Source organism: Streptomyces sp. XD-27 (genome assembly GCF_030553055.1).
In the GTDB taxonomy this organism is placed as follows: domain Bacteria; phylum Actinomycetota; class Actinomycetes; order Streptomycetales; family Streptomycetaceae; genus Streptomyces.
The window spans coordinates 3,193,566-3,213,996 of record NZ_CP130713.1 but is presented as its reverse complement, the minus strand read 5'-3'; the positions used below and the strand labels follow the sequence as shown (position 1 = coordinate 3,213,996).

At 71.9% G+C, this 20,431-nt stretch carries 18 protein-coding genes and 2 pseudogenes; 8 read left to right on the top strand and 12 right to left on the bottom strand.

Going from position 1 to position 20,431, the window contains the following annotated elements; translation table 11 throughout:
• Nucleotides 1-6 precede the first annotated feature (6 nt).
• Nucleotides 7-321, top strand: a pseudogene (locus Q3Y56_RS13495) (helix-turn-helix domain-containing protein); the annotation flags it as partial.
• A gap of 76 nt (nucleotides 322-397) precedes the next feature.
• Here the strand turns inward: Q3Y56_RS13495 and Q3Y56_RS13490 are convergent.
• The gene (locus tag Q3Y56_RS13490; RefSeq protein ID WP_304462173.1) at nucleotides 398-1,090 is read right to left on the bottom strand and encodes a triacylglycerol lipase; all 693 of its coding nucleotides are present in this window, start codon (nucleotides 1,088-1,090) and stop codon (nucleotides 398-400) included.
• A 273-nt stretch (nucleotides 1,091-1,363) separates the two neighbouring features.
• Here Q3Y56_RS13490 and Q3Y56_RS13485 point away from each other — a divergent pair, with 273 nt between their 5' ends.
• Together Q3Y56_RS13485 and Q3Y56_RS13480 are read left to right on the top strand one after the other, a co-directional pair.
• Nucleotides 1,364-1,591: a hypothetical protein gene (locus Q3Y56_RS13485; protein ID WP_304462172.1), complete on the top strand. Its 228-nt coding sequence runs from the start codon at nucleotides 1,364-1,366 to the stop codon at nucleotides 1,589-1,591.
• A 90-nt stretch (nucleotides 1,592-1,681) separates the two neighbouring features.
• Nucleotides 1,682-2,347: a PH domain-containing protein gene (locus Q3Y56_RS13480; protein WP_304462171.1), complete on the top strand. Its 666-nt coding sequence runs from the start codon at nucleotides 1,682-1,684 to the stop codon at nucleotides 2,345-2,347.
• A 96-nt stretch (nucleotides 2,348-2,443) separates the two neighbouring features.
• Here the strand turns inward: Q3Y56_RS13480 and Q3Y56_RS13475 are convergent, their stop codons facing one another.
• The 4 genes from Q3Y56_RS13475 to Q3Y56_RS13460 form a co-directional block, all read right to left on the bottom strand.
• Nucleotides 2,444-3,646 carry a hypothetical protein gene (locus Q3Y56_RS13475; protein WP_304465593.1) on the bottom strand — a complete coding sequence of 401 codons (1,203 nt, stop codon included), beginning with the start codon at nucleotides 3,644-3,646 and terminating at the stop codon, nucleotides 2,444-2,446.
• A gap of 374 nt (nucleotides 3,647-4,020) precedes the next feature.
• Nucleotides 4,021-5,715: a phospho-sugar mutase gene (locus Q3Y56_RS13470; protein WP_304462170.1), complete on the bottom strand. Its 1,695-nt coding sequence runs from the start codon at nucleotides 5,713-5,715 to the stop codon at nucleotides 4,021-4,023.
• Between the two features lie 217 nt (nucleotides 5,716-5,932).
• Entirely contained in the window at nucleotides 5,933-6,754 is an 822-nt protein-coding gene (locus Q3Y56_RS13465; RefSeq protein ID WP_304462169.1) for a purine-nucleoside phosphorylase, read from the bottom strand.
• A gap of 209 nt (nucleotides 6,755-6,963) precedes the next feature.
• Nucleotides 6,964-7,401, bottom strand: a complete 438-nt coding sequence (locus Q3Y56_RS13460) for a gamma-glutamylcyclotransferase (RefSeq protein ID WP_304462168.1) — start codon at nucleotides 7,399-7,401, stop codon at nucleotides 6,964-6,966.
• Nucleotides 7,402-7,554: 153 nt separating this feature from the next.
• On the opposite strand from Q3Y56_RS13460, the gene Q3Y56_RS13455 reads away from it, so the two are divergent.
• Both Q3Y56_RS13455 and Q3Y56_RS13450 read left to right on the top strand, forming a co-directional pair.
• Nucleotides 7,555-9,003, top strand: coding sequence for an NAD(P)H-quinone dehydrogenase (locus Q3Y56_RS13455; protein ID WP_304462167.1), 1,449 nt, complete (start codon nucleotides 7,555-7,557; stop codon nucleotides 9,001-9,003).
• 172 nt (nucleotides 9,004-9,175) lie between these two features.
• A pseudogene (locus Q3Y56_RS13450) lies at nucleotides 9,176-10,221 on the top strand (DeoR/GlpR family DNA-binding transcription regulator).
• Between the two features lie 19 nt (nucleotides 10,222-10,240).
• On the opposite strand, the gene Q3Y56_RS13445 reads toward Q3Y56_RS13450, so the two are convergent.
• Nucleotides 10,241-10,825, bottom strand: coding sequence for a TetR/AcrR family transcriptional regulator (locus Q3Y56_RS13445; protein ID WP_304462166.1), 585 nt, complete (start codon nucleotides 10,823-10,825; stop codon nucleotides 10,241-10,243).
• Nucleotides 10,826-11,062: 237 nt separating this feature from the next.
• On the opposite strand from Q3Y56_RS13445, the gene Q3Y56_RS13440 reads away from it, so the two are divergent.
• Nucleotides 11,063-12,250 (top strand): esterase family protein, encoded by a 1,188-nt coding sequence (locus tag Q3Y56_RS13440; protein ID WP_304465592.1) that lies wholly within the window; start codon nucleotides 11,063-11,065, stop codon nucleotides 12,248-12,250.
• A 91-nt stretch (nucleotides 12,251-12,341) separates the two neighbouring features.
• Here Q3Y56_RS13440 and Q3Y56_RS13435 read toward each other — a convergent pair whose 3' ends face one another.
• Nucleotides 12,342-14,099: a biotin carboxylase N-terminal domain-containing protein gene (locus Q3Y56_RS13435; RefSeq protein ID WP_304461910.1), complete on the bottom strand. Its 1,758-nt coding sequence runs from the start codon at nucleotides 14,097-14,099 to the stop codon at nucleotides 12,342-12,344.
• A gap of 385 nt (nucleotides 14,100-14,484) precedes the next feature.
• On the opposite strand from Q3Y56_RS13435, the gene Q3Y56_RS13430 reads away from it, so the two are divergent.
• A complete protein-coding gene (locus Q3Y56_RS13430) occupies nucleotides 14,485-14,949 on the top strand; it encodes a hypothetical protein (RefSeq protein ID WP_304462165.1) in 465 nt (154 codons plus the stop codon).
• 17 nt (nucleotides 14,950-14,966) lie between these two features.
• On the opposite strand, the gene Q3Y56_RS13425 is transcribed toward Q3Y56_RS13430, so the two are convergent.
• From Q3Y56_RS13425 to Q3Y56_RS13405, 5 genes are all read right to left on the bottom strand, one after another.
• Nucleotides 14,967-15,578, bottom strand: a complete 612-nt coding sequence (locus Q3Y56_RS13425; protein ID WP_304462164.1) for a nucleoside triphosphate pyrophosphatase — start codon at nucleotides 15,576-15,578, stop codon at nucleotides 14,967-14,969.
• Nucleotides 15,579-15,616: 38 nt separating this feature from the next.
• Nucleotides 15,617-17,080: a penicillin-binding protein 2 gene (locus Q3Y56_RS13420; protein WP_304462163.1), complete on the bottom strand. Its 1,464-nt coding sequence runs from the start codon at nucleotides 17,078-17,080 to the stop codon at nucleotides 15,617-15,619.
• Nucleotides 17,081-17,188: 108 nt separating this feature from the next.
• A complete protein-coding gene (gene mmpB / locus Q3Y56_RS13415; protein WP_304462162.1) occupies nucleotides 17,189-17,317 on the bottom strand; it encodes a morphogenic membrane protein MmpB in 129 nt (42 codons plus the stop codon).
• 84 nt (nucleotides 17,318-17,401) lie between these two features.
• Nucleotides 17,402-17,608 carry an acyl-CoA carboxylase epsilon subunit gene (locus Q3Y56_RS13410; protein ID WP_304462161.1) on the bottom strand — a complete coding sequence of 69 codons (207 nt, stop codon included), beginning with the start codon at nucleotides 17,606-17,608 and terminating at the stop codon, nucleotides 17,402-17,404.
• A gap of 14 nt (nucleotides 17,609-17,622) precedes the next feature.
• Complete coding sequence (locus Q3Y56_RS13405) at nucleotides 17,623-19,218, bottom strand: acyl-CoA carboxylase subunit beta (RefSeq protein ID WP_304462160.1); 1,596 nt, start codon at nucleotides 19,216-19,218, stop codon at nucleotides 17,623-17,625.
• 170 nt (nucleotides 19,219-19,388) lie between these two features.
• On the opposite strand from Q3Y56_RS13405, the gene Q3Y56_RS13400 reads away from it, so the two are divergent.
• On the top strand, nucleotides 19,389-20,255 hold the full coding sequence (locus tag Q3Y56_RS13400; RefSeq protein WP_304462159.1) for a biotin--[acetyl-CoA-carboxylase] ligase: 867 nt from the start codon (nucleotides 19,389-19,391) through the stop codon (nucleotides 20,253-20,255).
• Nucleotides 20,256-20,431: the final 176 nt, after the last annotated feature.

Sequence of the window (20,431 nt, the reverse complement as noted above, 5' to 3'; positions counted from 1 at the left end):
AGGGCAGTGAACCACTCGCAGTGGAAGATCCGCAGGACGAAGAAGCTCCTGGGTGAGGCAGTCGAGGAGTCCCCGGCCTACGTCGAGGCAGGATATGGATTCGCACTCGGCCAGGCGGTCTACGATCGGCGTACGGAACTCGGCCTGTCGCAGACCGAGCTGGCCCGGCGCGCCGAGATGACTCAGTCGCAGATCTCCAACATCGAGGGCGGCGACTCCGTGCCGACCCTGCCTCTGCTCACACGCTTGGCCAAGGCCCTGGACGCATCACTGACCATCGGCCTGGACGGTGATGGTGCGGCATTCGTCTTCACCGCACACGACAGCCATCCGTCCGGAGACATGTCACCGGGCGGGCGATCCTCGCAAGGGGATGCTCGGCGCCGTGGCCACCGCGTCAGGAACGGAACAGCGCGACCACCTCGGCCTGGACCGCTGGGTCCCTGAGGGTGCCGGTGTGGTCCGGGCAGTTCCTGGTCCAGTGGTTGGCGGCGCCGTCCAGGCGGGCCGAGGTGATGGGGATGACCACGGTGTCGCAGCGCGACGCCCACGTGGCGTACTTGGTCGTCTCGCCCGGGGTTTCGTCGTCCGCGTTGAGCTGTGTCAGGAACGCCGACGTCGGTGCCATCTGCGGGCAGGCCGGATCGGTGGTGACCGCTCCGCACAGATAGGCCGTGACGGTGCCGTGGTTGACGCCCGCGATGCTGGCGAAGTGGGCGATCTTGCCGGTGCCGCCCAGGTTCTTGAGGTAGTAGCGGGCGCTGAGGCTGCCCATCGAGTAGCCGATCAGGTCGGCCTTGGGCCGGCCGGTGTCGGCCAGGGCGGTGTTCACGAGTGTGGCCACCTGCCGTGCGGTGGTCTCGTTGGTCTGGGTGTCGGGGTAGTCGAGCGCGTAGAGGTCGCCGGGGCGGTAACCGGCGTCGAGGAAGGTCTGGCGGATCGTCGCCATGTCGTTGGCCGAGCCCTGGTAGCCGTGGACGAACACGACGGGGTTGCGGGGCGCGGCGGCCGAGGCGGGGGGCGGGGTGGTGAGCAGGCCCGTGGCCGTCGTGCACGCCAGGGTCAGGAGGAGGGGGAGGGTGCGGCTCATGGTCGTGCTCCTTGCGGCGGTGCCGATGTGTGCCGGCGGCGGTCTTTTCAGGGGCCGGCGGCGGGTCTTCTCAGGGGGCCGGTGGGGGTGGCCCTTTCAGGGTCCGTTTGGGGGCGGGGCGCGCGGGAGGGCGCTGGACAGGCGCCTTTGAGGCCGTATGAGTGCAATGGGGGCGTGGGGCGGTACGTGGCTTCTGTCCCGGGGGATCTCTTTCCCCGGCTTCCCCTTCTCGCCCCCGTACCGGGTTGAATTCACCCCGCAGAGAGGAACGCGATGAGTGATCTGTACGCGGCGGATCCGCTGTCGGTGTTCTTGAACGCCCTGTCCTCGCGGAACCGGCAGTGGGTGAGTCAGCAGTCCAGGGAGAGACAGCTGGAACTGGCCAACGAGTGGCAGAGCGCGAACACGCAAGGGATGCAGCCCATCGCGATCGCCATGGGCAGTCCGGATCAGCTTGAACAGGATGCCAACGAGCTGGTGGACCGGGCCCGCGAGGACTGATCGGCCGCACGCGGGCGACCGCGCGGCGCGGGCGCAGTCGATGCCGTACTGCAACGTCCGCACCGTGGGGTGTCGGGCAGAATCGGGCCCATGACGAGCCCGGACGACGATCACTCCTCCTCCGCTCCCCGCCGGCCCGAGCCGCCCGAGGAGACGCCGTACGCCGACCGCGTCTTCCGCTCCTCCGGCGGGATCGCGGGCGGTGTGCTGCTGCTCGCGCTCGGGGCGTGGCTCGGCGGGGACGCGCTGCTCCGGGGGGAGGGGCGCACGCCGTGGCTGGCGCTGGCCGGGCTGCTGTGCCTGGTGCCGCTGGTGGTGGCGTTCACGCTGCGGCCCGCCGTGTTCGCGGGCGCCGACCGGCTCCGGGTGCGGAATCCTTTCCGTACGATCACGCTGCCCTGGGCCTCGGTCGAGGGCGTACGGGCCGGGTACAGCAGCGAGGTGCTGGCGGGCGGTGCCACGTACCAGCTCTGGGCCGTCCCCGTCTCGATCCGCCAGCGCAAGCGGGCCGCCCGGCAGCAGTCGCGGGCGGCGGCCGAGGACCCGTTCGGGCGCACCTCCGCGCACACGCGAGGCGGGGACCCCGAGCTGCGGGCCCCTGCGGACCAGATCATCGACGACCTGCGGGAGCTGGCCGAGGACAACGCCTCGCGGGAGACCGCGCAGGGCGAGCCGGAGGTGCGCTGGGCGTTCGAGGTCATCGCGCCGTCGGTGGCGGGGGCGGTGCTGATGATCGTGCTGTTCCTGGTGGGCTGAGTCCGAGTCAGTGGGCTGAGTCCGAGTCTGAGTCGGCGGCGGCGTACGGGCTCGGCTCCTGGTCCCTCGTGGACCCGTCCTTCGTGGGCCTGTTCGTCATGGCGCGCTGGGCCAGACCAGCACCATGTACGCGCCGAAGTACGCCGACGACAGCGCCGCTCCGCCCAGCACCAGCACCTTCGTACGGCGGGTGGCCCCCGCGACCGCGACCGCGATGGGCAGCAGGAGCGGGAAGGCCGGCAGCAGAAACCGGGCCCGCGGGAAGTACACGCCGCCGCTGCCCAGCACGATCAGCAGCAGCACCCCGGTGAACACCAGCAGCGGCAGCGGCTGGCGGTCGGCCACGCACACGGCGTAGAGGACCACGGCGGCCATGAGTGTCACCGAGACCACGACCAGGAACAGTTCGGGGCGGGACTGGTAGACGAGATTGCTGCGCATGTCCCGCAGGGTGCGTATGCCCCAGTCGAGTTCGTTGGTCCAGGTCTTCTGGACCGCGAAGTAGCCGTCCCAGCGGCCGAGCCGGTGGCCCACCCACGCGAGGTAGCCGAGCCAGCCGAGGGGGGCGAGGGCCGCGCCCAGAACGATGCGGAGGCGGGTCCCGCCGGTGTCGTACGGCCAGCCCCCCGGCCGGACGCCCGGCCGGTCCGGGGCCCCTGGCCGGTCCGGTGCCCGTGGCCGGTCCGGCGCCGCGCCCGGATCCGCGTGCCGCCGCGCCCACAGCGCCGCTGCCGCGCTGACCAGCACCGCCGCCGCCACCGCCACGCCCGTGGGCCGGGTGAGCCCGGCCAGCAGTGACAGCGACCCGGCCCATATCCACCGGCCGGTCAGCACCGCCCACAGCGACCACGCCGTCAGCGCGGTGAACAGGGACTCGGTGTAGCCCATCGACTGGACGAGGGCGACCGGCGTCGCGCCCCACAGCACGGCGAGGAGTATCCCCACCCGGCGCCCGTGCACCCGGTCGCCGACCGCGAATATCCCCCATGCCGCCACCACCGACGCGGCGAGGGACAGCAGGAGCCCGATCGTGGCGCGGGAGCCGGGCGTGACGCCGGCGACGGCCTTGACCAGCACCGGGTAGAGCGGGAAGAACGCCAGGTCGCAGCTGTCGCGGGCGCCGGTCAGGGCGCGGTCGTAGCCGTGGTCGGCTATCCCCAGGTACCACCGGGAGTCCCACTGGTGCGCGAGCTGCGGCCACAGCCCGTGGCCCTTGGCGTGCGCCCAGCGCGCGAGGACGACGATGCCCAACAGCCGTACGGCCGCGTAACCGAGCAGCGCGGGCCCGGCCCGGCGCAGCTCGCGGTGGAACCGCCGGAGCGTCCCGGCGGCCGGTGCGGGGCCGGGTGGCGCAGCGGCGGGAACGCCCTGCGCGGCCGAGGTCTCAGGGGATGCGTAGGGGAGCACGGCAGCAACTCCTGTGGCGGGGGCCTGGAGGTCCAGCGTGCGGGGCGACGGAAGCCGCCGCGCCGGGGAGTTGCTGCACGTGCAGTACGAGGTGCACTCTTCCGTGGGCGTGGCCGGGCCGCCGCCGTGCGGCGTGTGCGGTGGCCGTGCGGCGTGTGCGGTGAGCTTCGCTCGGCCCTCACGGCATCGGGGCTCCGCTCCGGACCCGTCGGTCCGGAGCGGAGCCCCGATGGCTGTGCCTGTGCCGGTGGGTTACCGGCCGCCGGTCAGATGCCCGCGGCCGCCGCCAGGTCGGTCTTGAGCGCGGCCAGGACGCGGTCGGCCGTCGTACGGGCCGACTCCAGGGCCTCGGCCGAGGGGGCGTCGACCACGACCTCCAGGTAGCACTTCAGCTTCGGCTCGGTGCCGCTCGGGCGGACCACGACGCGGGCGGACCGCACGCCGTCCGCACCCGTACTCGTACCGGAGAGCCGGTAGCGCAGGCCGTCCGTCGGCGGCAGCGTCTCCGTACCCTGCGTCAGGTCGTCGGCGGAGGCGACCGCGAGCCCGGCCAGCTCGGTCGGCGGCTGCTCGCGCAGGCGCGCCATCGCGGCCCCGATCAGCGACAGGTCCTCGACCCGGACGGAGAGCTGGTCGGTCGCGTGCAGGCCGTGCTCCAGCGCGATCTCGTCCAGCAGGTCGGTCAGCGTCCGGCCCTCCGCCTTGAGCGTGGCGGCCAGCTCGGCCACGAGCAGCGCGGCGGTGACGCCGTCCTTGTCGCGGACCCCGGCCGGGTCGACGCAGTAGCCGAGCGCCTCCTCGTAGGCGTAGGCGAGCCCGTCGACGCGCGCCAGCCACTTGAAACCGGTCAGCGTCTCCTCGTACGGCGCGCCGGCGGCGGCCGCGATCCGGGACAGCAGCGAGGACGAGACGATCGTCGTCGCGAACGTGCCGCGGGCCCCCTTGCGGGCCAGATGCGTGGCCAGCAGCGCGCCGACCTCGTCGCCGCGCAGCATCCGCCAGCCGGACTCGCCCGCCGGGTCCGGGACCGCCACGGCGCAGCGGTCGGCGTCCGGGTCGTTGGCGATGACGATGTCCGGACCGTCACCCGCGTCCGCCGCCGCGCGCGCCGTGGCGAACGCCAGGTCCATGGCGCCCGGCTCCTCCGGGTTGGGGAAGGCGACGGTGGGGAAGTCCGGGTCCGGGTCGGCCTGCTCGGCCACCACGGTCGGCGCGGGGAAGCCGGCCCGTTCGAACGCGGCCGTCAGGGTGGTCCGGCCGACGCCGTGCATCGGCGTGTAGACGACGGACACCGCGCGCGGCGAGCCGGCCGTGAGGACCGCGTCCGTACGGGCCAGATACGCGGCCAGCGCCTCGTCGCCGAGCGTCTCCCAGCCGTCCGCCGGGCGCGGCACGTCGTCCAGCGAGGCGACGGCCGCGATCTCGGCCGCGATCTCGCCGTCGGCGGGCGGCACGATCTGGGAGCCGTCGCCGAGGTAGACCTTGTAGCCGTTGTCGCGCGGCGGGTTGTGGCTCGCGGTGACCTCGACGCCCGCGACCGCGCCCAGGTGCCGGATGGCGAAGGCGAGGACGGGGGTGGGCAGCGGGCCGGGGAGCAGCGCGGCCCGCAGCCCGGCGCCGGTCATCACGGCGGCGGTGTCGCGGGCGAAGTCGGCGCTCTTGTAGCGGGCGTCGTAGCCGATGACCACGAGGCCGCCGGTGTGGCCCTGGGCGTTCAGGTACGCGGCGAGGCCCGCGGCGGCGCGGATCACGACGGAGCGGTTCATTCGCATGGGGCCCGCGCCCAGCTCACCGCGGAGTCCGGCGGTGCCGAACTGGAGGGTGCCGGAGAACCGGGCGCCGATCTCGTCCACGTCCGCGGCGTCGAGCAGCTTGGCGAGCTCGGCGCGGGTGTCGGGGTCGGGGTCCTCGGCCAGCCAGGCGCGGGCGCGGGCGATGAGTGCGGACTCTGCGGACTCCACGGGTGCTCCTCCGGAGGGTCGGTCGGGTGGTGGTGTCGGGTCGATCATGTCGCGGCGGTGCCGATGGATACGGGCGTACAGGTACCCGGAACCGGGGTTGCCCCTGCGGGGAAGCCCCGACCCACGCACGGACGCGGGCGCCCCGGCCACCGGCCGCGGACGCCCGCGTACACGAGCAATACGGTGCCCCGCCTCATACGGTGCTCCGCCGGGAGGCCTAGAGCCGGTCCAGGATCTGCGCCAGCAGGGTGCCCATCCGGGCAGCGGAGTCGCGGCCGGCCTGGAGAACTTCCTCGTGGTTGAGGGGCTCGCCGGTCATGCCCGCGGCCAGGTTCGTGACCAGCGAGATGCCCAGCACCTCGGCGCCCGCCTCGCGGGCCGCGATGGCCTCCAGCGTCGTGGACATGCCGACCAGGTCCGCACCCAGGGTGCGGGCCATGTGGATCTCCGCCGGGGTCTCGTAGTGCGGGCCGGGGAACTGGAGGTAGACGCCCTCCTCCAGCGACGGGTCGACCTCCTTGCACAGCGTGCGCAGCCGCTGCGAGTACAGGTCGGTGAGGTCGACGAAGTTCGCGCCGACGATCGGCGAGGTGGCGGTCATGTTGATGTGGTCGCTGATCAGCACCGGCTGGCCGGGTCGCATGCCCTCGCGCAGGCCGCCGCAGCCGTTGGTCAGCACGATGGTCTTGCAGCCCGCGGCGGCGGCGCTGCGGACGCCGTGCGCGACGGCGGCCACACCACGGCCCTCGTAGTAGTGGGTGCGGCCGAGGAAGACCAGGACGCGCTTGTCGTTGATCTTGTACGAGCGGATCGTGCCCGCGTGGCCCGCGACGGCCGGCGGCGGGAAGCCCGGCAGTTCGGTGACCGGGAACTCGTGCTCCGGCGTGCCGAGAGCGTCCGTGGCGGGGACCCAACCGGAGCCCATGACGAGGGCCACATCGTGGGTCTCGGCACCGGTGAGCTCACGCAGTCGCGCGGCAGCGGCGTCGGCGGCGGCGTACGGGTCGCCCTGGATGTCCGAAGTAACAGATGCGTTCACGCGGACGAGGGTAACCGCTCATGGCCTACGCGCGTAGACATTCCTTGTCACGGTGTTCGGATCGTTGTGTTCCGACAGGCTTCGGGCCGGTGTGTTCGGATGTTCCGACCGTTGCGTTCCGCGTGTGAAGCCGTTCAGCGGGGCGGGGCAGACCGGCGCAGGTCAGCGCAGGTCAGGGTGAGCCGTGCGGCGGGCCCCGGGGGAGCCGTTCAGCACGGCCGCTTGCGCAGTTCCATCACGTAGTCGTGCGGCGCGCCCGCCGACTCCGCCGCGTCCGCGATCTCCCCGAGGTAGCGGGCCGAGGGCAGCCCGCCCTCGTAGCCGTTGAGGACGTACACCCACGCCGCCTCGTCGCCGTCGAGGGTGTGTACGCGGACCCGCATGCGGCGGTATATGTCGAGGCCCACGCCCTCCCACCGGTCCATGGACTCCTCGTCCATGGGCGCGATGTCGTAGAGCGCGACGAAGACCTGCGACCGGGGGGCCTCCACGATGGTGGCCAGGGCCCCCTCCCAGCCCATCTGCTCGCCGCCGAAGGTCAGCCGCCAGCCGGAGAGCCATCCGGTGCCGCGCAGCGGAGAGTGCGGTGCGCGGCGGGTCATCAGCCGCGCGTCGAGGTTGCCGGCGTACGCGGCGTAGAGCGACATGACTTCGAGGGTACGGGAGTGCGGCGCAATGGCCTCTGAGGTGGCAGTCTCGTAGAGAGATTCATACGACATACGGATGGAATACGGGCGGGTGCGCGCGGGGGAGCCGCTGCCGAGAGCCCCGGGCGGAGTGGTTTTGATGGGTGCGGGACAATGGAACACGTGACTCGGATCGTGATCATCGGTGGCGGACCCGGCGGCTATGAGGCGGCACTGGTGGCCGCCCAGCTCGGCGCGGAGGTGACCGTCGTCGACTGCGACGGTCTGGGCGGGGCGTCGGTGCTGACCGACTGCGTGCCGTCGAAGACGTTGATCGCCACCGCCGAGGTCATGACGACCTTCGACTCTTCGTACGAGGAGTTGGGGATCATCGTCGCCGATGACACCCCGCCGCTGGAGCAGGCGGCCCGCGTCGTCGGCGTCGACCTGGGCAAGGTCAACCGCCGCGTGAAACGCCTCGCGCTCGCCCAGTCGCACGACATCACCGCCTCCGTGACCCGGGCGGGCGCCCGGGTCACGCGCGGCCGCGGCCGGCTCGCCCCCGGCCAGGCGCCGGACGGATCCCGCCAGGTGATCGTGCGGGCCGCCGACGGTACGGAGGAGACGCTCACCGCGGACGCGGTACTGATCGCCACCGGCGCGCACCCGCGGGAGATCCCGGACGCGCTGCCGGACGGCGAGCGGATCCTGAACTGGACGCAGGTCTACGACCTGGACGAGCTGCCCGAAGAGCTGATCGTGGTCGGCTCGGGTGTCACCGGCGCCGAGTTCGCGGGCGCGTACCAGGCGCTCGGCTCCAAGGTGACGCTGGTCTCCAGCCGCGACCGGGTGCTGCCGGGCGAGGACCCGGACGCGGCCGCGGTGCTGGAGGACGTCTTCCGGCGGCGCGGGATGAACGTCATGGCGCGGTCCCGGGCGCAGGCCGCCAAGCGGGTCGGCGACCGGGTGGAGGTGACGCTGGCGGACGGCCGGGTCATCACCGGTACGCACTGCCTGATGGCCGTCGGCTCCATCCCCAACACCGCGGACATCGGCCTGGAGGAGGCGGGCGTCCGGCTGCACGAGTCCGGGCACATCTGGACCGACAAGGTCTCGCGCACCAGCGCGCCCGGCGTGTACGCGGCGGGCGACTGCACCGGCGTCTTCGCGCTGGCGTCGGTGGCGGCGATGCAGGGCCGGATCGCGATGTACCACTTCCTCGGCGACGCGGTCGCGCCGCTGGACCTCAAGACGGTCTCGGCGAACGTGTTCACCGACCCGGAGATCGCCACCGTCGGCTACTCCCAGGCGGACGTGGACGCGGGCAAGATCGACGCCCGGGTGGTGAAGCTGCCGCTGCTGCGCAACCCGCGCGCCAAGATGCAGGGCATCCGGGACGGCTTCGTGAAGATCTTCTGCCGCCCGGGTACGGGGATCGTGGTCGGCGGTGTCGTGGTCGCGCCGCGCGCGAGCGAGCTGATCCACCCCATCTCGATCGCGGTCGACAACAACCTGACCGTCGAGCAGATCGCCAACGCCTTCACGGTCTACCCGTCGCTGTCCGGCTCCATCGCCGAGGTGGCGCGGCAGTTGCACACGAGGAAGACGCAGCGCGAGGTCTGAGCCGGAATCCGCTGCGAGGCTCCACGGAGCCTGAGCGGAATCGCCTATACCATCTCGCGGCGTCGCAGCTGATCAACTTCCGATATTTGGTGCAAGCCGCTGAAACAAGACGGTCGTTGGCGTTACTGTCAGTTTCGTGTTCGCTGCAGAACGTCGCCAATTGATCCTTGAAATGGTGCGCGCGAACGGAGCGGTGTCGCTCCGCGAGCTCGCCCGCGTCGTCCAGACCTCAGAAGTGACCGTACGGCGGGACGTGCGGGCGCTGGAGGCAGAAGGGCTGCTGGACCGCCGGCACGGCGGTGCCGTCCTGCCGGGCGGATTCACCAGGGAGTCCGGCTTCCCGCAGAAATCCCACCTAGCGACCGCGGAGAAGACGGCCATCGCCGACCTCGCGGCCGGTCTCGTCGAGGAGGGCGAGGCCGTCGTGGTCGGCGCCGGGACGACGACGCAGGAGCTGGCCCGCAGGCTCGCCCGCGTCCCGGGCCTCACCGTGGTCACCAACTCCCTGCTCGTCGCGCAGGCGCTGGCGCACGCCAACCGGGTCGAGGTCGTGATGACCGGCGGCACCCTGCGCGGCTCGAACTACGCGCTGGTCGGCAGCGGAGCCGAGCAGTCCCTGCAAGGGCTGCGGGTCTCCCGCGCCTTCCTCTCGGGCAGCGGACTGACCGCCGAGCGCGGGCTGTCCACGTCCAACATGCTGTCGGCGAGCGTGGACCGGGCGCTGGTGCAGGCCGCGGCGGAGGTGGTGGTCCTGGCCGACCACACCAAGCTCGGCACCGACACCATGTTCCAGACGGTGCCCACCGACGTGATCACCCGGCTGGTGACCGACGAGCCGCCCGCGCACGAGGAGCGTGCCGCGACCGAGCTCCAGGCCCTCGCCGACCAGGGGTGCAGATCGCGGTGGCCGGGCCGGGCGCGGCGTCCGGACCGGGCGCCGGGGGACCGCCTGGTGGCGGTGAGACGAACGCGGGTGCGGGTACGGGTTCGGGTGCTGCGGGGCCGGGCCAGGCGCCCGGACGGCAGGCCGCGCGGCTCGCTCCCGGCCAGCCCGGCCAGCACTCCTCCGGGCGCGGTGCCGAGGACGGCATGCCGCTGCCGGGGCCGCGCCGCGGTCACCCGCAGGGGCCGGGCGGCGGATCGCAGCTGCGCAACGGGGCGGTGCCGATCGCCGACGGGGCACGGGTGGCGGTGTCGCCGCGCGGCGGGCGGCCGTGACGCCTCGCGGCGGGCGGCCTTAGCGGGGCTTGAGGCCCGTGAGGGTCAGGGTCAGCAGGCGGTCGGCCAGGTCCGGGTCGTCCGGGGACTGCTCCACCGCCAGCGCGATCGCGTTCGTCAGCTGCATCAGATCGGTGATCTCGACATCCGCCCGCACCGATCCGGCCTGCTGCGCGCGGGCCAGCAGCGCGCCACCCGCCTCCCGCAGCGGCTCGCTGCACCGGGACAGCTCCGCGCTCTCCCCGGCGGACGCGGAGAGGAACGCCTGCGACAGCCCCCGGTACGTACTGGCGTGGTCGATGACGGCCCGCAGCCAGTCCACCAGCGCGCGGCACGGCTGCGGCGCCTGTGCCAGCTCCCGCGAGCGCGCCATGAGCGCGTCCAGCTCGCCGTAGAACACGGCCCCCATCAGCGCGGTGCGATGGGGGAAGTGGCGGTAGAGGGTGCCGATGCCGACGCCCGCCCGGCGCGCGATGTCCTCCAGTGAGGCGTCGGTGCCGTGCTCGGCGAAGGCCGTGCGGGCCTCGGCCAGCAGCCGTTCGTAGTTGCGACGCGCGTCCGCGCGCATGGGCCGTGCTGGCGTCTGCGCCGCCTCGGTCGCCATCGCCGGTCCTTCCTTCCTCGGGCTGCCAGTGGGCTCTCCGGCCAGCATGCCACCCCCTGGACGGCCGCGTCCGGGGACGGTGGCCGGGTGGTGACCTCCAGGCGAACGGCGGATGCGGGACGGCGAACAGTTCGCGAAGCCCTTCCGACCCCGGCAACGCCGTGCCGCGCAACCGGCATCCCTCATGTCGGCGTGGCTCGGGGGGCGCGCGGGACGAGAGTGGAGACGAAGGACATGATGGAACTGACCAGCCGCTCGCTGCTCTACACGGTGATCGCGGTCGCCGTCCTCAGCGTGGGGCTCACGGTCTGGCTGTGGCCGCGTTTCGCCGGGCGGACGATACCCGCGGTACTCGGGAGACTCGGCTCCATCGCCGTCACCCAGGTGGCGATCGTCACCTCTTTCGCCCTCGCGGTCAACGCGAACTTCCAGTTCTACGGCACCTGGGACGAGCTGCTCGGCAACGACGACACCGCGCCCGCCGCCCTGTCGAAGTGGGGGGAGGGGGGCGACGACGGGAGCCCGGGCGACCCGTCCGGCGGGTTGGTGCAGTCCGCTGGTCCGGAGAAGCTGGACAAGGTCCACGGGCTGCCCAAGGGGTCGCCGGACCGGGTCGGCAAGGTCGAGTCGGTCCGGATCCTCGGGCGCCGCAGCCAGCGGGCGACCCCGGCGTACGTCTACCTGCCGCCGCAGTACTTCCAGCGCCAGTACAACCGGCAGCGGTTCCCCGTCATCGTCGCCATCAGCGGCTACCCCGGCGGATCGTTCCTGCTCGCGCAGCACCTGCGCGTGCCGCAGACCGCGGGGAAGCTGATCGGCGAGGGGAAGCTGCCGCCCAGCGTCATCGTGATGATCCGACCCACCATCGCCCCGCCGCGCGACACCCAGTGCGTGGACGTCCCCGGCGGCCCCCAGGCGGAGACCTTCTTCCAGAAGGACCTGCCCGAGGCGCTCAAGGGGCACTACCGCGTGGGGCAGGACCCGAGCGCGTGGGGCGCGCTCGGGTACTCCTCCGGCGGCAGCTGTGCGCTCCAGCTGACCATGCGTCACCCCGACACGTACACGGCGGCGGCCGCGCTGTCGCCCGACTACCGCGTCACGAACGACCCCACGACCGGGAACCTCTTCGGCAGCGGCGAGGCCCGGCTCCGCCGGATGCGCGAACACGACCTGATGTGGCGGCTGAAGCACCTTCCGGCGCCGCAGGTGTCCGTATTGGTGGCCACCAGCCGCGAGGGCGAGAAGAACTACCCGCAGGCGCGCGAGTTCCTGGACGCCGTCAAGCCGCCGATGCGCGCCGAGTCGATCGTCCTGGACCGGGGGAGCCACAACTTCCGCACGTGGCGGCGGGAACTCCCCGCGTCCCTGGAGTGGATGGGACGGCAGTTGACGTTCCCGGAGGACGTGGCCGACGGGAGGGACTGAGCGGCGGCCCCTGACCCACGACGAACGGAGCCCCCGGCCGCGGTGGCGGCCGGGGGCTCCGTTCGTCGTACTCGGCGTCCGTACTCGGGGTTCAGTCCTTGATCTCGCAGATGACGGCGCCGGAGGTGAGGGAGGCGCCGACTTCGGCGGTCAGGCCCTTGATGGTGCCCGCGCGGTGGGCGTTGAGGGGCTGTTCCATCTTCATCGCTTCCAGGACGACGACGAGGTCGCCTTCTGCGACCTGCTGGCCTTCCTCGACCGCGACCTTCACGATCGTGCCCTGCATCGGGGAGGCCAACGCGTCTCCGGACACGGCCGAGCCGGTCTTCTTCGCCGCCTTCCGCTTCGGCTTACGCGCACCCCCACCACCGCCGGCGCCGACCGTGGCCACGCCCAGGGAGGCGGGGAGGGAGACCTCCAGACGCTTGCCGCCGACCTCGACGACGACCGTCTCACGACCCGCCTCGTCCTCCGCCTCGGCATCCACAGCAGAAGCAAACGGCTTGATCTCGTTGACGAACTCCGTCTCGATCCACCGCGTGTGGACCGTGAACGGATCAGCGGTGAACGCCGGGTCGGTGACGACGGCCTGGTGGAACGGGATCGCCGTCGCCATGCCCTCCACGCGGAACTCCGCCAGGGCGCGGGCCGCCCGCTGCAGTGCCTGCTCGCGGGTGGCGCCGGTGACGATCAGCTTCGCCAGGAGGGAGTCCCACGCCGGGCCGATCACACTCCCGGACTCCACACCCGCGTCCAGCCGCACACCCGGACCCGACGGCGGGGCGAAGGCCGTCACCGTGCCGGGGGCGGGCAGGAAACCCCGGCCCGGGTCCTCACCGTTGATACGGAACTCGAAACTGTGCCCCCGCACCACCGGATCGCCATAGCCCAGTTCCTCACCATCGGCGATGCGGAACATCTCGCGGACCAGGTCGATGCCGGTGACCTCTTCGGTGACCGGGTGCTCGACCTGCAGGCGGGTGTTGACCTCGAGGAAGGAGATCGTGCCGTCCGCGCCGACGAGGAACTCCACGGTGCCCGCACCCACATACCCGGCCTCCTTGAGGATGGCCTTCGACGCGGCATACAGCTCGGCGTTCTGCTCCACGGACAGGAACGGGGCCGGGGCCTCCTCCACCAGCTTTTGATGCCGGCGCTGGAGGGAGCAGTCACGGGTGGAGACCACCACCACGTTGCCGTGACTGTCGGCCAGGCACTGGGTCTCCACATGGCGGGGCTTGTCCAGATACCGCTCGACGAAGCACTCGCCCCGGCCGAACGCCGCAACGGCCTCGCGGACGGCGGAGTCGTACAGCTCGGGGACCTCTTCCAGGGTGCGGGCGACCTTCAACCCGCGCCCGCCGCCACCGAACGCCGCCTTGATCGCGATCGGCAGACCATGCTCCTCCGCGAACGCCACCACCTCCTGCGCACCGGAGACCGGGTCGGGGGTGCCCGCGACCAGCGGGGCACCGGCACGCTGCGCGATATGACGAGCAGCGACCTTGTCACCCAGATCCCGGATCGCCTGCGGCGGCGGACCGATCCAGATCAGACCCGCATCCAGCACCGCCTGCGCGAACTCCGCGTTCTCCGACAGGAACCCATACCCGGGATGGACCGCGTCCGCCCCCGCGTCCTTCGCCGCCGAGAGGACCTTGCCCATGTCCAGATAGCTGGTGGCCGGGGTGTCACCACCCAGCGCGTAGGCCTCATCAGCCGCGCGCACATGCACAGCGTCCCGATCCGGATCGGCGTACACGGCAACGCTCGCGATCCCGGCATCCCGGCACGCCCGGGCAACGCGGACAGCGATTTCGCCACGATTGGCGATGAGCACCTTGCGCACGATGGCTCCCTCCTTGAAACAAGCCGAGTTTAGGTACTGGCGACACTCCGCGCCGAGGAGACTCCGGGGGTGAGCTTGACCACACGGAGCGTGAAGGAGCCTCCGGGCGGCCTGGGAAATCCTCTGTCGCTCCACGGTACGCCCGGTTTTCGGGGTCACCGGCGGGCTCGTGGTGTGGCCAAGGTCTCCGCCGCGGCGAGCAGCGGCGGACCGCGTTTCTTTGTGGGATTCCTACGAACAGGTGGCGGAAACTTTGCCGCGCGGTCGCGAGCCGCAGTCAGCCGCCGCAGACCCCTTGTCCACGGGCTTACCCGTTAGTAGCGTGCCGCTGTCGAACGTACTCGGGGTAACGGCCCGGAGTCAGGCAGGGGAAGGGGTGGGCGGGGTGGGTGCTACGGCGCGCAGGCCGGTGGCCGCGGCGGCGGCAGTGGTACTGATCGTGGAAGCGGTCGGCATCGCCCTGCTCAACTGGATCCTCGGGCTGGTGGTCGACCGTCAGGACATGTCCATGGGAGGCATGGACCCCGACGCGATGTCCGTCGGCACCTGGGTCATGGGCGGCGTCTTCGGCCTCTATCTGCTGTTCTGCGGGCTGGTGCTGCTGCGCGCGGCGGTCCGCGACCGCGGCCCCGGCCGGTTCGCCCGCATCCTGCTCATCGTCTGCGCGGTGGTGCACGGGCTGCTCGGCGCGCTGACGGTCGGTCTGGTGGGCTGGGCGGCGTTCGCGGGGCTGATGGTGGTGCTGGGGCTGATCGTGCTGACGCTGATGGCGTACGACGACGCCTCCGGCGGGATTGCGGACCGGGGCGCCCCGGACCCCGCCGGTGACCCGGACCCCGAACCCGCCTGACCCGGGCGCGGGCCGGCTCAGGCCTCGGGCGCCCACAGGTCCGTGATGGACACGTCCAGCTCGGCCAGCAGGCGGCGCAGCAGCGGCAGCGACAGGCCGATCACGTTGCCGTGGTCGCCGTCGATGCCGTCGATGAACGGTGCCGACCGGCCGTCGAGGGTGAACGCGCCCGCCACGTGGAGCGGTTCGCCGCTGGCCACGTACGCCGCGATCTCGGCGTCGGTCGGCTCGCCGAAGCGGACCGTGGTGGAGGCCGTCGCGGAGGACCGCCGCCCGCTCGCCGTGTCGATCACGCAGTGGCCGGTGCGCAGCACCCCGGAGCGGCCGCGCATCGCCTTCCAGCGGGCGGTGGCGTCCTCCTCGTCGACGGGCTTGCCGAGCGCCTGGCCATCCAGCTCCAGCACCGAGTCGCAGCCGATGACCAGCGCGCCCGCCACCGCGGGCTGGGCCGCCACCGCGGCGGCCTTGGCCTCGGCGAGCACCAGCGCCAGCTCGGCGGGCGAGTCGGCGTCGAGGGCGTCCTCGTCGACACCGCTGACGATCACCTCGGGGGCGAGCCCCGCCTGCCGCAGCAGGCCCAGTCGGGCGGGGGAGGCGGAGGCGAGGACGACGGTGCGGGGTTCAGCCATGCGGCCCAGCGTAACGGCTCACTTCCTGAGGAACGGGCTCACTTCTTGAGGACCGCCTGCATGACCTTCTTGGCGATGGGGCCCGCCAGCCCGCCGCCGGAGATCTGGTCGCGCGGGATGCTGTCGTCGGGGTCGATCATCACCGCGACCGCGACCGGGGAGCCGTCGCCCTGCTTGGCGTAGGAGATGAACCACGCCAGCGGCGGGAGGTTGTTGTTCACGCCGCGCTGGGCGGTGCCGGTCTTGGCGCCGACGGTGACACCGGAGATCCGGCCGGGGCGGCCGGTGCCCTTCTCGGCGGTGTCCTCCATCATCTGCTGGACCTTCTTCGCGGTGTCCTCGGAGACCGCCTGGGACATCTCCTTCGGCTCGAACTTCTCCAGCGTGTCCAGGTCGGGGTCGCGCAGCGAGTCGACCATGTACGGCTTCATCAGCTTGCCGTCGTTGGCGATGGCGGCGGTCATCATCGCGATCTGCAGCGGGGTGGCGCGGACGCTGGACTGGCCGATGCCGGACATCGCGGTCTGGGGCCGGTCCATCTCGGCCGGGAAGACGCTCTCGACGGCGCGGGTGGGCGTGTCGACCTTGGGGTCGTTGAAGCCGAACTTCTCGGCCGTCTGGCGCATCTTCTCCTTGCCGAGGTCGACGCTGACCTTGCCGTAGACGTTGTTGCAGGAGTGCTGCATGGCGACGTTGAGGGAGGCGTTCTCGCAGGGCGCGGACTTGTCCTGGTTCGGCAGCGGCACCCTGGTCTCCGGCATGGTCCACGGGTCCGGGGACTTCGTCGGCGCGTTGATGTCCTGGTACAGCCCGTGCTCCAGCGCCGCGGCGGCGGTGATGACCTTGAAGGTGGAGCCGGGCGCGTAGGTCAGCTTGAGCGCGCGGTTGTCCATCGGCTTGCGCTTGTCCTTCTGGAGCCGGTCCCAGGCCTCGCCGTCCTTCTTCGTGGAGCCGGCGAAGACGGACGGGTCGTAGGACGGGGTGGAGGCGAGCGCGAGGATCCTGCCGGTGCTCGGGTCGATGGCGACCACCGCGCCGGTCCTGTCGCCCAGTCCCTGGTACGCGGCCTTCTGCGCCTTCGGGTCGATGGTGGTCACGACGTCGCCGCCGCGCCGGTCGTCGCCGGTGAACAGGTCGAGGGTGTTCTGGAGGAAGAGCCGGTCGTCGGTGCCGCTGAGCAGCTTGTTGTTGAGCGCTTCCAGGTGGGTGGCGCCGTAGGTCTGGGAGGAGTAGCCGGTGATCGGGGCGTACATCGCGCCGTCCTTGAACGTGCGCTTGTACTTGTAGTACGTGCTGTCGGTCTCCACCGAGCCGGTGATCGGCTGGCCGCCCACGATGATGTTGCCGCGCGGGTGGGCGTACGCCGCGATCTTCACGCGGGTGTTCTTCTCGTGGTTGGCCAGCTCGTCGGTGCGCTTGAACTGGAGCCAGGTGGTCTGCAGCAGCAGTGCCAGGATCAGCAGACCGCTGAAGACGGCGATGTGGCGTATCGGTCTGTTCATCGGTCGGCGGCTCTCCCCTGTGCCCGGCGGTCGTACCTCTTCTAAGGAAGAGGCGCGAACCGCCGGAGGGGTTGCCCTTGTGTGCCCAAGATCATCCCGTGCTCGTGATCATCCCGTGCTGAGGATCAGCAGGGTGATCAGGACCGCGACGGCCATCACCGCGCCCGCGCGCCGGAGCCTCTCCTGGACCTGGCGCAACTCCTCGGGCGGCTCATCGGGCGGGTCGGACCACAGCATGCGGACGATACTGCTCCGCGGACGGCCGTGGCGCCTGAGTACGCGTACTCAGGCGCCACGGCACGGAAGCACTATGACGCCGGATCAGGCAGGCCAGAAGCTGGTGCGCCACGCCTTGGGGCCCGGGTGCGGCACCCGGCCGCTCGGGATGGTGCGGGCCGGGTCCGCCCACTCGTCGGGTATGACCTGCCCCGGCGCGGCGGCAGCGGCGGCTGCCGCGCGCGCTTGAACCACCGCGAGGGCGGCGGCCAGCTCCTCGGGGGTGGGGTTGCCACGGACGACCTTGATCATGGAAACAACCCTTTCTAGAGGGGGATGTTGCCGTGCTTCTTCGGCGGCAGGGACTCGCGCTTGTTCCGCAGCGCGCGCAAGCCCCGCACGATGTGGCGGCGGGTCTCGGACGGCATGATCACCGCGTCGACGTAGCCGCGCTCGGCCGCGATGTACGGGTTGAGGAGGGTGTCCTCGTAGTCGGCGATCAGCTCGGCGCGGGTGGCGTCCTGGTCCTCGGCGGCGGCGATGGTCCGGCGGTGCAGGATGTTCACCGCGCCCTGCGCGCCCATGACCGCGATCTGGGCGGTCGGCCACGCCACGTTCAGGTCCGCGCCCAGGTGCTTGGAGCCCATCACGTCGTACGCGCCGCCGAACGCCTTCCGGGTGATCACCGTGATCAGCGGGACCGTGGCCTCCGCGTACGCGTAGATCAGCTTGGCGCCGCGCCGGATGATGCCGTTGTACTCCTGGTCCGTGCCGGGCAGGAAGCCGGGGACGTCCACGAACGTCAGGACGGGCACGTTGAAGGCGTCGCAGGTGCGGACGAAGCGCGCGGCCTTCTCGGAGGCGTCGATGTCCAGGCAGCCCGCGAACTGCATCGGCTGGTTGGCGACGATGCCGACCGGGTGGCCCTCGACACGCCCGAAGCCGGTGATGATGTTCGGCGCGAACAGCGGCTGGGTCTCCAGGAACTCGCCGTCGTCCAGCACGTGCTCGATGGCCTTGTGCATGTCGTACGGCTGGTTGGCGGAGTCCGGGATGAGGGTGTCCAGCTCCCGGTCCTCGTCCGTGACCGCCAGGTCGGCCTGCTCGGGGAAGGCGGGCGGCTCGGAGAGGTTGTTGGAGGGCAGGTAGGACAGCAGCGCCTTGACGTAGTCGATGGCGTCCTTCTCGTCGCCGCCCATGTAGTGCGCGACACCGGAGGTGGTGTTGTGCGTACGGGCGCCGCCCAGGGCCTCGAAGCCCACGTCCTCGCCGGTCACCGTCTTGATCACGTCCGGCCCGGTGATGAACATGTGCGAGGTCTGGTCGACCATCACGGTGAAGTCGGTGATCGCCGGGGAGTAGACCGCGCCGCCCGCGCACGGGCCGACGATCAGGCTGATCTGCGGGATCACCCCCGACGCGTGGACGTTCCGGCGGAAGATCTCGGCGAAGAGGCCGAGCGCCACCACGCCCTCCTGGATGCGGGCGCCGCCGCCGTCGTTGATGCCGATGACCGGACAGCCGGTCTTCAGCGCGAAGTCCATCACCTTGACGATCTTCTCGCCGTAGACCTCGCCGAGCGAGCCGCCGAAGATGGTGAAGTCCTGCGAATAGACGGCGACCGGGCGGCCGTCGACCGTGCCGTAGCCGGTGACCACACCGTCTCCGTACGGGCGGTTCTTGTCGATGCCGAAGTTCGTGGAACGGTGCCGCGCGAACTCGTCCAGTTCAGTGAACGAGCCCTCGTCCAGCAGCAGGTCGATCCGCTCCCGCGCGGTCAGCTTGCCCTTGGCGTGCTGCTTCTCCACGGCCCGCGCGGACCCGGCGTGGACGGCTTCTTCGGTACGGCGCTGCAGATCCGCGAGCTTCCCCGCGGTGGTGTGGCGGTCGTGGCTGTCGGGGGCGATCTCCGGCTCGGACATCGGGATGCGGCTCCTGCTCGTCCTCGGGGCGGGGTGGTCAGGGGGCGTTCACGGGGGGTTCACGGGGTTTTCCGGGTCGGTCACCTCGGCTACCGGCTCGTAGCGTATCGGCGGGACTGCGGTGTGGCACTGCGTCGTTGGCCACACCTCCTGACCCTAGGCTGGCCCGTATGAGCCCTTCTGACACCCATGGCAGCAGATGGAACGACCTGGACCGGCCGCCGCTGAACGCCGAGGCGCTGCGCCGGGCGCTCGTGCGGCCCGACGGGCTGTGGACCTCGGTGGAGGTCGTGCCGTCCACCGGCTCCACCAACACCGATCTCGTGGCCCGGGCGCAGGGGGGCGCACCGGAGGGCGCGGTCCTGGTGGCCGAGGAGCAGACCGCCGGACGCGGGCGGCTGGACCGGACGTGGACCGCCCCGGCCCGCTCGGGGCTGTTCCTCTCGATGCTGTTCCGGCCCGGGGAACGGGTGCCCGAGGCCCGCTGGGGCTGGCTGCCGCTGCTCGCCGGGGTCGCCACCGCCGCCGCGCTGGCCCGCACCGCCGGAGTGGACACGGCGCTGAAATGGCCCAACGACCTGCTGCTGACGGTGGCCGGGGAGGAGCGCAAGTCCGGCGGCATCCTGGCCGAGCGGACCGGTGACGCGGTCGTGGTCGGCATCGGGCTGAACGTCTCGCTGCGTGACGAGGAGCTACCGGTGCCCGCCGCGGGCTCGCTGGCGCTCGCGGGCGCGGTCACGGTCGACCGCGACCCGCTGCTGCGCGCCCTCCTGCGGTCGATCGAGCAGTGGTACGGGAAGTGGCGCGCCGCGGACGGCGACCCGGCGGCCAGCGGGCTCCAGGAGGCGTACGCGGCGGGGTGCGCGACGCTCGGGCGGCGGGTCCGTGCGGAGCTGCCCGGCGGCCGGTCGGCGGTCGGGGAGGCGGTCGCGGTGGACGGCGACGGGCGGCTGGTGCTCTCGATGGCGGGCGGGGTGCAGGGAGTGGTCGCGGCGGGCGACATCGTGCATCTGCGCGCCGCTTCCGAGGAAGAGTGAGCTAGGGCACACCTGACGTATCGTTGAGGCGGTCCGTCCAGCTCGGGGCGGCCGCGGGCGAATCCGTAACCGGGACCATCACCGGAGAGGGAAGCGGAAAGCAGTGCGCCAGGATCGGACAGGGGGCGGGCGGTGACCGTCGACGACACGGGGTCCGGCGCGTCCGGCTCGGCCGG

Bases quoted from the DNA above. Each gene is read 5' to 3' on its own strand.
- Q3Y56_RS13490 (WP_304462173.1), bottom strand. From the start codon at position 1,090: ATGAGCCGCACCCTCCCCCTCCTCCTGACCCTGGCGTGCACGACGGCC.
- Q3Y56_RS13485 (WP_304462172.1), top strand. From the start codon at position 1,364: ATGAGTGATCTGTACGCGGCGGATCCGCTGTCGGTGTTCTTGAACGCC.
- Q3Y56_RS13480 (WP_304462171.1), top strand. From the start codon at position 1,682: ATGACGAGCCCGGACGACGATCACTCCTCCTCCGCTCCCCGCCGGCCC.
- Q3Y56_RS13460 (WP_304462168.1), bottom strand. From the start codon at position 7,401: ATGTCGCTCTACGCCGCGTACGCCGGCAACCTCGACGCGCGGCTGATG.
- Q3Y56_RS13455 (WP_304462167.1), top strand. From the start codon at position 7,555: ATGGAACACGTGACTCGGATCGTGATCATCGGTGGCGGACCCGGCGGC.
- Q3Y56_RS13445 (WP_304462166.1), bottom strand. From the start codon at position 10,825: ATGGCGACCGAGGCGGCGCAGACGCCAGCACGGCCCATGCGCGCGGAC.
- Q3Y56_RS13440 (WP_304465592.1), top strand. From the start codon at position 11,063: ATGGAACTGACCAGCCGCTCGCTGCTCTACACGGTGATCGCGGTCGCC.
- Q3Y56_RS13425 (WP_304462164.1), bottom strand. From the start codon at position 15,578: ATGGCTGAACCCCGCACCGTCGTCCTCGCCTCCGCCTCCCCCGCCCGA.
- Q3Y56_RS13420 (WP_304462163.1), bottom strand. From the start codon at position 17,080: ATGAACAGACCGATACGCCACATCGCCGTCTTCAGCGGTCTGCTGATC.
- mmpB (WP_304462162.1), bottom strand. From the start codon at position 17,317: ATGCTGTGGTCCGACCCGCCCGATGAGCCGCCCGAGGAGTTGCGCCAG.
- Q3Y56_RS13410 (WP_304462161.1), bottom strand. From the start codon at position 17,608: ATGATCAAGGTCGTCCGTGGCAACCCCACCCCCGAGGAGCTGGCCGCC.
- Q3Y56_RS13405 (WP_304462160.1), bottom strand. From the start codon at position 19,218: ATGTCCGAGCCGGAGATCGCCCCCGACAGCCACGACCGCCACACCACC.
- Q3Y56_RS13400 (WP_304462159.1), top strand. From the start codon at position 19,389: ATGAGCCCTTCTGACACCCATGGCAGCAGATGGAACGACCTGGACCGG.